Annotated in this window: 10 protein-coding genes; 7 read left to right on the top strand and 3 right to left on the bottom strand. The window is 37.8% G+C overall.

The genetic code is table 11. The annotated features are described in order from the left end of the window. Nucleotides 1–316 (bottom strand): hypothetical protein (locus AC4MRQ_RS11605; RefSeq protein WP_491197838.1); only part of this gene is annotated, 316 nt, incomplete at its 3' end. A gap of 262 nt (nt 317–578) precedes the next feature. Here AC4MRQ_RS11605 and dapA point away from each other — a divergent pair. The 3 genes from dapA to AC4MRQ_RS11590 all read left to right on the top strand — a co-directional run bounded on the left by dapA (nt 579) and on the right by AC4MRQ_RS11590 (nt 4,007). After that, the gene (dapA, locus tag AC4MRQ_RS11600) at nt 579–1,466 is read left to right on the top strand and encodes a 4-hydroxy-tetrahydrodipicolinate synthase (protein WP_491197837.1); all 888 of its coding nucleotides are present in this window, start codon (nt 579–581) and stop codon (nt 1,464–1,466) included. A gap of 253 nt (nt 1,467–1,719) precedes the next feature. Continuing rightward, entirely contained in the window at nt 1,720–2,460 is a 741-nt protein-coding gene (locus AC4MRQ_RS11595; protein WP_491197836.1) for an NADPH-dependent oxidoreductase, read from the top strand. 332 nt (nt 2,461–2,792) lie between these two features. Then, nucleotides 2,793–4,007, top strand: coding sequence for a serpin family protein (locus AC4MRQ_RS11590; RefSeq protein WP_491197835.1), 1,215 nt, complete (start codon nt 2,793–2,795; stop codon nt 4,005–4,007). Nucleotides 4,008–4,168: 161 nt separating this feature from the next. Here the strand turns inward: AC4MRQ_RS11590 and AC4MRQ_RS11585 are convergent, their stop codons facing one another. Continuing rightward, nucleotides 4,169–5,254, bottom strand: a complete 1,086-nt coding sequence (locus tag AC4MRQ_RS11585) for an Ldh family oxidoreductase (RefSeq protein WP_491197834.1) — start codon at nt 5,252–5,254, stop codon at nt 4,169–4,171. Beyond that, complete coding sequence (locus tag AC4MRQ_RS11580) at nt 5,255–6,013, bottom strand: SDR family oxidoreductase (protein WP_491197833.1); 759 nt, start codon at nt 6,011–6,013, stop codon at nt 5,255–5,257. It abuts the gene before it with no gap. 217 nt (nt 6,014–6,230) lie between these two features. On the opposite strand from AC4MRQ_RS11580, the gene purL reads away from it, so the two are divergent. The 4 genes from purL (at nt 6,231) to porT (ending at nt 10,583) form a co-directional block, all read left to right on the top strand. Then, entirely contained in the window at nt 6,231–8,456 is a 2,226-nt protein-coding gene (gene purL, locus AC4MRQ_RS11575; RefSeq protein ID WP_491197832.1) for a phosphoribosylformylglycinamidine synthase subunit PurL, read from the top strand. Nucleotides 8,457–8,473: 17 nt separating this feature from the next. After that, entirely contained in the window at nt 8,474–8,992 is a 519-nt protein-coding gene (locus AC4MRQ_RS11570; protein ID WP_491197831.1) for a TlpA family protein disulfide reductase, read from the top strand. 102 nt (nt 8,993–9,094) lie between these two features. After that, entirely contained in the window at nt 9,095–9,823 is a 729-nt protein-coding gene (ubiE, locus tag AC4MRQ_RS11565; RefSeq protein WP_491197830.1) for a bifunctional demethylmenaquinone methyltransferase/2-methoxy-6-polyprenyl-1,4-benzoquinol methylase UbiE, read from the top strand. 40 nt (nt 9,824–9,863) lie between these two features. Continuing rightward, nucleotides 9,864–10,583 carry a type IX secretion/gliding motility protein PorT/SprT gene (porT, locus tag AC4MRQ_RS11560; RefSeq protein WP_491197829.1) on the top strand — a complete coding sequence of 240 codons (720 nt, stop codon included), beginning with the start codon at nt 9,864–9,866 and terminating at the stop codon, nt 10,581–10,583. The last annotated feature ends 61 nt before the right edge of the window (nt 10,584–10,644 follow it).

The following is a 10,644-nucleotide window of genomic DNA, read 5'->3' as shown; positions in this document are numbered from 1 at the left end:
CCTTGGTGTGGCTGTTGAATATAGTATTGCTGTTTCTGAAAGTATAATCAGTCAGGTTTGATCTAACGATTATGTCGCCAAGCGATTCAAGCAGCTTTTGTAGATTCCTGTTAAGAGAGTAGTCCAATTGTGGAGCCAGACGGTTTAAGGCCATGACAATAGCTCCTTGTTTGACAGGTTTTTCTGTTAGTTTCTCAACCATTGGTTGTATTTGACGTGCTAAGGATGAGATGTTTAACAATCCCTCGCATAGTGCCTCAATCACAAATGGCTTAACTTTAATAACCGATTCAACTGCTTGACTAACCGTTTTCATGATTCACTTTTGCTGCAAATATATACAATGTTAAGATATTAACAAAGTGTTATAAAGAAGTTTTTTTTGTTGAAAAACTTTCATAAACACAATGCAATTGATATTTTTGACACCAAATGATACTTTGGGAATTTTATAAAGTGATGTAAGTCGATTGAAAAATGATACGATTCAACACGTTTGAGTATCTAAATTGAGATACAATGGGATGTTCAAGTTGACGGAGAGTATCATCCAACATTGAAAGCAAATTATTAGATATATGAAATTTGATTTAAAAGGTTCGATTGTAGCCATTGTAACACCATTTAAAGCAAATGGAGAGATTGATATTGATGCATTTGATCAACTGATCGAATGGCATTTGGAGCAGGGTACAAATGGTATAGTTGTTTGTGGTACAACTGGTGAAACGCCAGCTTTAACAGGCGATGAGGATGCTTTCCTGATTGAGCGAACCGTTAAAAAGGTTGCTGGTCGAGTTCCTGTCATTGCAGGTACAGGAAGTAACTCAACGCATGAATGTATTAAATATACCCGAAAAGCAGAAGCAATAGGTGTTGATGCAGTTTTAGTTGTGGGCCCATATTATAATAAACCTACTGAGAAGGGTATGTATATGCATTTCGCCACAGTGGCTGAGGCAGTAAATGTGCCAATTATTCTTTATAATGTTCCAAGTCGTACAGGATCAAGAATATCAGTATCGAACGCCATTAAGTTAGCTAAAGCTTACGATAATATTATTGGTATAAAAGAAGCATCAGGAGATTTGGCCTTATTTACCGAGTTGATCGCTCAGCGACCCAATGGGTTTAAGATATATAGCGGAGATGATTTCCTGGCATCGTCAGCTAATTTATTGGGAGCAGACGGATGTATTTCAGTAATTGCTAACGTTGTTCCAAAAGAGTTTTCATTGTTAATGGAAAATTCGCTAAGTGGAAAAGTTGAAGCAACCAATGAAATTTTTTACAAATACAGAGAGTTGATGGATTTAATGTTTGTTGAATCCAACCCAATTCCTGTAAAAACAGCGATCGCACAAATGGGAAAAATTCAAGAAGTGTTTCGTTCGCCCATGTGTTCAATGGAAGAAAATAACAAGGTCTTGTTATTGGATGAATTAAGAAAACTAAAAGTAATTTAGATATTTTAGTTGTTGTTGGATTGGATAAAAAGAGTGTTTCAACGGGAACGCTCTTTTTTTATCGCTTTACTTGCTATTAAACAATTCTAACCGTTTAACATTGGTCAAATATAGAGTCTAGAGGTCTAATGTTAAACCCGTATTTCTTAAAAAATAATCCAGGTACTTTTCTGGGAGAGTGATCAGATATGGATTGATGTCATATAAATATGTCCCATAATTTTCTACATTTGGGCTTCAAAATCCTATAATGATGATCGATATTCTAAAAAAACACCGGACAATTCGAAAATATACGGAAAAGCCTATTTCTGAAGACCTTTTAAATGATATATTGCAAGCCGGAGTCAGAGCCTCTACGACTGGTAACATGCAGGTATACAGTATTGTAATTACAAAGGACGAGGCTATGAAAGAAAAATTAGCACCATGCCATTTTAATCAGCCAATGGTCAAACAGGCACCTGTTACATTAACATTTTGTGCTGATTTTAACCGATTTAATTTGTGGTGTAAGCAAAATAAAGCTGAGCCTGGCTACGATAACTTTTTATCATTTGTAACGGCTGCAATAGATGCTTTATTAGTTGCTCAAAATGTTTGTGTGGCCGCTGAGACGAAGGGTTTGGGTATATGTTACCTTGGAACCACAACTTATTTAGCTGATAAAATTATCGATATATTGAATTTGCCTAAGGGAGTTGTTCCAATCACTACTGTAACATTGGGTTACCCCGATGAAACCCCAGAACTGGTTGACCGGTTACCTCTAGAGGCGGTTATTCATCATGAGACTTATGAGGATTATACAGAAGATAAAATCAATCAGTTATATGCTGATAAAGAAAGCTTAGCATCGAACAAAATTTTTGTAGCCGAGAATAATAAAGAAACATTAGCCCAGGTATTTACGGATGTTAGATATAAAAAGGCGGACAATGAACATTTCAGTGCTGTTTTATTAGATGTGCTAAAAAAACAAGGTTTTATGTAGAATCTATATGGACGTGCATAAGTCTGCATGGTCTCTTTGTTAAAAAAACGAGTCGTGCGTAAACCTGCACGATTTCCTTGAAGAAAAAGTTTGTTGTGCATAAACCAGCATGAACTCCCTGTGAAAAAGATGAGCTATGCGCAAATCTGTACGACTTGCCTTGTGTAAAAAACGAGCCGTACATAAATTTGCATGACTTCTTTGAGAAGAAAGCAGACCTTGCTTGAATCTGTATAGATCTGATAAGTATTTGTTTTTCTATTAGTGAAGCAACCCTTCCTTTAATTTGGCATCTTATGGGTAAGCCTGTTATTCATTAAAAATGCAGCCCTATGAAAAACATTATCTTCTCTTCTGTTATTGTATTGGCCATGATACTTTCGGCTTGTAATACTGACAATGAAAGCTTTGATGAATATGTGCCAATTCATTTAGACCTGAAAGCACAAGAAATTGTTGAGGCATCGAATCAATTTAGCTTTGAGCTTTTTAAGTCAACTATTAAGGATAAAGAGGAAAATATATTACTGTCGCCATTTAGTGTTTCTCAGGCTCTAGGGATGACGTGGAATGGAGCATCTGGCAATACATTAAATGAAATGAGTGCTGTTCTTCAATACCCCGATGAAGACCCTGCAACAGTAAACCAATCCAACCAGACCATTCGGGAGGCGATAATAAATTCAGATTCAAAGGTAGATATCCATATTGCTAATAGTATTTGGTATCGGCAAGATTATTCTGTGTCACAAGACTTTTTATCCACTAACCAAAAATACTATGATGCCGAGATTGAAGGTTTAGATTTTTCGAGATCGGAGGAGTGTAAGCAAATCATTAACAATTGGGTGAGTGATAATACCAAAGGGTTGATACCAGACATAGTTGATAATGTATCTGGCGATCATGTGATGTTTTTAATTAATGCCATCTATTTTAAGGGACAATGGACTTATCGCTTTGATAAGCAGGCAACGAAAGATCAACCTTTCTACTTAGAGGGTGGTAATACCTTAGAAGTACCAACAATGACAGTGGAAACAGATTTGTTAGTTAATGAAACAGACTTGTGCATGGCTGTTGCTATACCATATGGAAATAGTCATTTTGAAATGATTGTACTATTACCAGCACAAGGTGAGTCGTTGGCATCTATAAATGATATTTTTGATGAAAAGGTATGGCAGGATTTAATGAATGGAATGCAGAAAAAAGGCCTGAACTTATACTTGCCAAAGTTCCGATTCAAATATGAAAAAACACTGAATGAAAATTTAAGTGCAATGGGAATGCCAACAGCTTTTACTGATTACGCTGATTTTGGCCGGATGAATGCAGATAATATCCCCAACTTAAAAATTAATAAGGTTAAGCATAAAAGCTTTATTGAGGTGAACGAGGAAGGAACGGAAGCAGCTGCTGTAACAAGTGTTGAGATGGAGATTACATCCATAGGCCCCAATCCCATACCGGAGTTCAAGGTGAATCGTCCTTTTGCATTTGTGATCAGAGAGAAAGATACAGGCGCCATTTTATTTATGGGATAGGTTTATAATCCACTATTATCAGAATAAATACAAGACTAATCTCTCTAGAATCTTTTCTTAAGGAGAAGATTGCACTTTGAATAAGAATGTATTGCATAATACTCATCATCAAATTAACGTACACTGAATCAATCAGGTAAGGTGATGAGTTAAAGATTGATTCAAGAACTGTTTACTGGCATATCAATATTTAGTTTTTCTGCCAGTTGCTGAAGATCGTTGATCACAGAAGGGTGAATGTCAATACCTTCTTTTTTCCGAAGGGTTTCTATTATTCTTTCCTGATCTCCTGGTATTTGAACCTTGGGTTGTCCTTCAATGCACTGCGTTTGTCTGAAAGCCCGAATCCAGTTATCCATGTGCTCTTTAAATTCGTTGGCAGGCCGGAAGGCATCAATGCGCATGGCACCGACAAAATGCCCGATGCCTTCACCAACCGGATTTGGTGGAGGTGACAAGAATGAAACAAAAGGTGGAACCCAGGGGCCATAATTCGCACCGGATAATACAGCCGAAAAAATATCAACCCAGGCTCCAAGACAGTAGCCTTTATGCGAGCCATGCTCACGATCGGAGCCCAGCGGAAGCATAGCACCTCCATTTTTCAAAGCTCTGTTATCGGTTGTGTGATTCCCTTCTTTGGTTTGAGCCCACCCTTGAGGAATATCTTTGTTTTGTCGCTCACAAACTTCCAGCTTGCCGTTCGCAGCTGGTGTTGTCGCCATATCCATTACAAAAGGAGGTTCATCTTTTGCCGGTATTGCAACTGCAATAGGGTTAGTACCCAACATGCGATCTGATGAAAAGGTTGGCGCCACCAAAGCACTGGCATTGGTCATGCTGATGCCAATCATATCGTGTTCAAGTGCCAGCATGGCATGGTAGCCGGCAATACCAAAATGATTTGAGTTTTTGACAGCAACCCAACCGGTACCGGCTGTTTTAGCCTTTTCAATTGCAATACGCATAGCTTTCTGCGCAACTATCAGGCCGGCGCCCTTATCACCGTCAACAACGGCAGTACTTGGTGTTTCGTGCACAACATGAATGTTTGGCTGTATGTTCAACCGTTGCTGTTCCCATAAACGGATATAACCTGCTAATCGGGCAATTCCATGAGAATCAACTCCGCGTAAATCAGCTGAAATAAGAGCTTCAGCAGCCAAAGTTGAATGATCATTCCTGGCTCCTGCAGCTGAAAATACCTGTTGGATAAACGATTGAACCCTTTTGGCAGCGTATTTCATTTATTCACTTCTATGGTTGTAAACGGCACTCGCCTGGGCAGTTGGCATAATGAGCATATCATTAATGTTTACATGAGCAGGACGCGTTACCATATATTCGATGGCATCAGCAACGTCATCTTCATAAAGAGGTGTCAGACCTTTATAAACATTGTCAGCTTTTTCCTTGTCTCCATGGTATCGTACAATGGAAAACTCTGTTTCGACCATGCCAGGTGAGACAGATGATACCTTTATGTTATAAGGTAATAGATCAATTCTCATTCCTTTTGTAATGGCTTCAACTGCATGTTTGGTAGCACAGTAAACATTACCATTGGCGTATGTCTCTTTACCGGCAATAGATGATACATTAACAATGTGGCCTTTTTTGCGCTCCATCATGAATGGGATGATTTGCTTCGAAAAATAAAGTAAGCCCTTGATATTAGTATCAATCATTTGCTCCCAATCGCTCCAAAGCCCGTCATATATTGGATCAGCTCCAGCTGCCAGACCTGCATTATTAACTAAAATGTCAATGCTCTTCCATTCTTCGGGTATGGATTGAATGGCCTGGTCGATAGCCTCTGTTTTTCTAATATCGAAGCATAAATTCAAAATATTGACGGTTTCGCTTTTTAATTCTTCTTTAATGGTCTCAAGTCTCTCACTTCTTCGACCTGTCAGAATAAGGTTGTAGCCAATTTTTGCAAGCTTTCTGGCGGTTGCTTTTCCGATTCCGGAAGTAGCTCCGGTTATAACAGCTATTTTTTTCATCGATGTTGTTTATCAATTAATATTCCTGATTAGAAAATTATAAGGATTGTTGATATATATTTCCAATATGCAATTACGCCTGATAATTGTAAGTGTTCGTTTGGTATTTGCTTTATTTTTTATACTTTCAACATTGAATACCCGCTTGACCGATACCCTGCAAATGTATATTAAATTGTTTCTGATAAAGAAAAGAACAATTAAAAAATGCTGAGTTATGAGTACAACATTACCAACAATAGAAGAAGCTGAGAAGTTAGATTTAACTTCAGAGGAATTTGAAAGGATTAAAGAATTATTAGGCCGTCATCCTAATGCATTGGAGTTGGAGCTTTTTTCAAGGCTTTGGTCAGAGCATGCAACGTACAAAAACTCTTTAAAGTGGCTAACCACTTTGCCTACCGATGGTGAGAATGTGCTTGTTAAAGCTGGTGATGATAATGCCGGTGTCGTTGATCTTGGAGATGGAAATGCATGTGTTTTTAAAGTTGAATCGCATAATAGCCCTTGTGCTATCCAGCCTCGATTAGGAGCCCTAACCGGATTGCGAGTGGTAATGCGTGATATTTTTTCGATGGGAGCGAAGCCTGCTGCATTTTTAAGTTCATTAAGATTTGGCGATGGTAAACGCGATACGGCGCGTTGGCTGTTTGAAGAAGTGGCTGAAGGGATATGTGAGTTCGAAAGGGGCTTTGAAGTACCTATTTTAGGTGGCGAGACTTTCTTCTCAAGAGGTTATAATACCACACCAATTATTAATAATATGGCCATTGGCATCGTTCCAAAGGATCAATTGATATATGGAAAAGCAGAAGGAAAAGATAATCTGATGCTGATCATAGGTTCACGCACAGGTAAGGATGGTGTTGATACAGATGTATTTGAGACAGATATATTGGCCGAAATTGATACGCCTCCAAGCTCTATTGATCAGATGATGGATGTATCGATCGAGAAAGAACTGATGGAAGCTATTCACCAGTTATCAGACAGAGTAAACCTTGTAGGTGTTCAATCGATAGGCACACAAGGTGTTGTTGGAGCTGCTCTTGATATGGCAATGCGAGGTAAAGCGGGATTGGAAATAACGGTTGATAAAATTCCTCAACGTCATCAGGGACTTCAGGTAAAAGATATCCTGCTGTCGCAAACTTGGGGCAGAGTATTGGTTTGTATTTCTGCATCAGACTTGGATAAGGTAAAAGAGATAATTGAGCGCCTGGAAATAGCTATGTCGGTAATAGGAACTGTTACTGATACAAATAATGTCAAGTGCTTATATTCAGGTAACGTTGTTGCCGAACTACCAGTTAATATGGTTATGTTGGGCGAAGAAGCTCCGGTTTATGAGAGGGAGTTTGAAGAAAATACAGATAAACTTCCGGCTATTAACCTGGACATTTATGATGAGCCTGATCATTATCCGGATGTTGTAAATAGAATGTTGTCCAATTTAAATGTAACTTCTAAAAGTTGGTTGACCAATAAGTTTAATGGTCCAAATGGAAACGACTCAGATCATTTTGACTACCCATCAGACGCAGCATTTATTAAAATTGAAGGTTCAAATAAGTCTTTGGCAGCAACTATGGACTGCAACTCAAGGTATATGAAATCGGATGCCTTTGTTGGTGCGCAAATTGCTGTGGCCGAAGCAGCCAGAAATATTGTTTGTGCCGGAGGTAAGCCAATTGCCTTGTCCGATTGCCTGAATTTTGGTAACCCATATGATCCGAAAGTGTATGGTACTTTTGTGGATTCTGTAAAAGGAATAACTAAAGCATGCAATGAGTTTAAAGTACCTGTTGTAAGTGGTAATGTAAGTTTTTATAATCAGCGCTCAGAGAACGGCTTACTTAAAGCCATAACACCGACACCAGTTATAGGAATGATTGGTCTTGTTGAAGATAAAGAATGTCATAGCACATTATCTTTCAGGCATAAGGGTGATATGATATTCCTTGTAGGACAATCGCGTAATGATGTCAACTCGTCGGAATATGCAAGTAGTATACTAAATATTAAAAAATCAGCAGCACCTTATTACGATTCAGAAGAGGAACTGGAATTGCAGAATGCCGTTTCTGAAATGATAAGAAAAAATTTGGTTCGTTCGGTGCATGATGTTTCGAATGGGGGACTATTCTTTAGTCTGCTCGAATCCAGTATTCCAATGGAGTTTGGTTTTGATATTACCTCTGATGCTGAGATCAGAAAAGAAGCTTTCTTATTCGGAGAGTCTCAAAGCCGCGTTGTTGTTTCTGTTTCTTCAGAAAAGCAGGATGATTTTGTTGATTTCATGATGGAGACAAATGTTCCGTTCTCAATTCTTGGGCATGTTACCAAAGGTGAAGTTCGAATTGATGATGAATCATTTGGTTATATCTCTGATTTGAAAAAAGCGTTTGAACAAAAACTGGAGGTTTGGGTTGAAGGAGAATAGTTGAGGAGAATATTATTATGAAGAATATATTAAGAGTATCATCAATCATCATATTGGTTTTATCAGCTGGATTATTTGTTGCCTGGGCCAATGAAGATGAAAGTGATAAAGTAGTGGTTGGTGAGAAAGCACCGGATTTTAAAGTTGTAACTCCTGATGGAGAATTAAACGTAGCAGATTTAAGAGGTAAAGTTGTGCTGGTTAATTTCTTTGCTACTTGGTGTGGCCCATGTCTTAAGGAGCTGCCAGTATTGCAAAAAGAAGTTTGGGAGAAATATAAAAGCAATGACGATTTTGTACTATTGGTAATTGGAAGAGAGCATAGTGCTAAAGAATTAGAAAAGTTTGCAAAGGAAAAAGAATTTGATTTGCCTTTTTGCCCGGATGAAAATCGACAGATATTTAGCAAATTTGCTGCCCAGTCAATTCCACGAAATTACATAATCGATAAAGGAGGCAAAATCATTTATGCTTCCAAAGGATACAGTCATTCTGAGTTTGAGCACATGATCAGTGTTTTGAAAAAGTGCTTGTAATCAGCTGAAAAAATACAAAGAGGATGTTGTAGAAATAGCATCCTCTTTTTTTATTACTTTAAAATCCTTCCTTTTTTTTACTTTTGAGCAAATTTGAAGCAGATGACGGTTAAACCATATACAGAAGAAGGTTCGAAAAAAACTCAGGTGGCAGGTATGTTCAATAATATTGCCCCTAAATACGACTTTCTAAATCATTTATTATCGCTTGGGATTGATAAAATATGGCGCAAAAGAGCCATTAATCTTTTGAAGGGAATTAATAAACCTCTTGTTCTTGATGTGGCAACAGGTACCGGAGATTTGGCTTTGGAAGCCAACCGTCGTTTAGGATGTAAAGTTGTTGGCGTTGATATTTCGTCGGAGATGTTGAAGGTTGCCAAGGTGAAGATTTCAAAAAAAAGGCTTGATGATGTGATTACTGTGCAAGAAGGAGATTCAGAAAATCTGCCGTTTGACGATAATCATTTTGATGCAGTGATGGTGGCTTTTGGTGTGCGTAATTTTGAGAATCTGAACAAAGGTTTAACTGATATGGCCCGTACTTTAAAAGTTGGTGGTAAAATGGTCGTCCTGGAGTTTTCGAAGCCTGCATACTTTCCGTTTAAGCAATTGTATCTGTTTTATTTCAGGTATATTTTACCTTGGTTAGGCGGTGTTGTTTCAAAAGATAAAGCTGCTTATACTTATCTTCCTGAGTCTGTGTTGAGTTTTCCTGATGGGCAGTCGTTCGATGACGAATTAATCAAAGCTGGAATGACTCCTGTAAAACGATTTAAGCAAACCATGGGAATTGCAACAATTTATTTGTCAGAGAAACGAGAACAATAAAATTGACATTAATTAGTTATAGAAGTAAATACATCATCCCTTGAAAAGATTCATTTTTGTCATATTTTTAATTGCTCAATTGGGAGCTGTTTGGGGCCAAGGTAAAAACAGCCGGATAGCCAATTTGCGTTCATTTGATGAACGACCACTGCATTTTGGTTTTCTTATTGGAGTTAATACTATGGATTTTAGAGTTTATAACACAGGTGCTCCTATCAATGCAGCTGGTGATGTTCTTTACAGTGATGTACTCACTCTTACACCTGGATTAAATATCGGGATTGTATCCAGTTATAAATTGACAAAAGATTTAAATCTGAGGTTTCTGCCTGGTATTAGTTTCGGGCAGCGAAACCTAAGCTACATTCGATACGATAAGGATGGGAATTTTATTGAACGCGAAGAACCCTTAAAGATCAAATCTACCTTTTTGGAGTTTCCATTACTGCTTAAGTATAATGCGTTTCGAATGCATAATGCCAAACCTTACATAGTTGGGGGTATAAATACACGTTATGATTTGGCAAAAGACAAGCAAGATAAATTATTACTTAAGTCATTAGATAGTTATTTAGAGTTTGGTGCAGGTTTTGATTTTTACCTTACGTATTTTAGGTTATCCGTTGAGGCACGGATGTCAATAGGTCTGGCAGATATTCTTAATCCTGAAGGAACAGGTGAACCAGATGAAATAATTTATACGGAAGCATTGGACAGGCTAAATTCCCGAATATTTTCGCTAACATTCTATTTTGAATAAATTCAGTTACTTTTGCGTTTTATAATATTCGCCTGAAAAATAAGGTGAATAATAACTATGT

Source organism: Carboxylicivirga sp., assembly GCF_982718395.1.
Note: the sequence above shows the minus strand (reverse complement) of the source record. Positions and strands in the feature narration are given on the sequence as shown.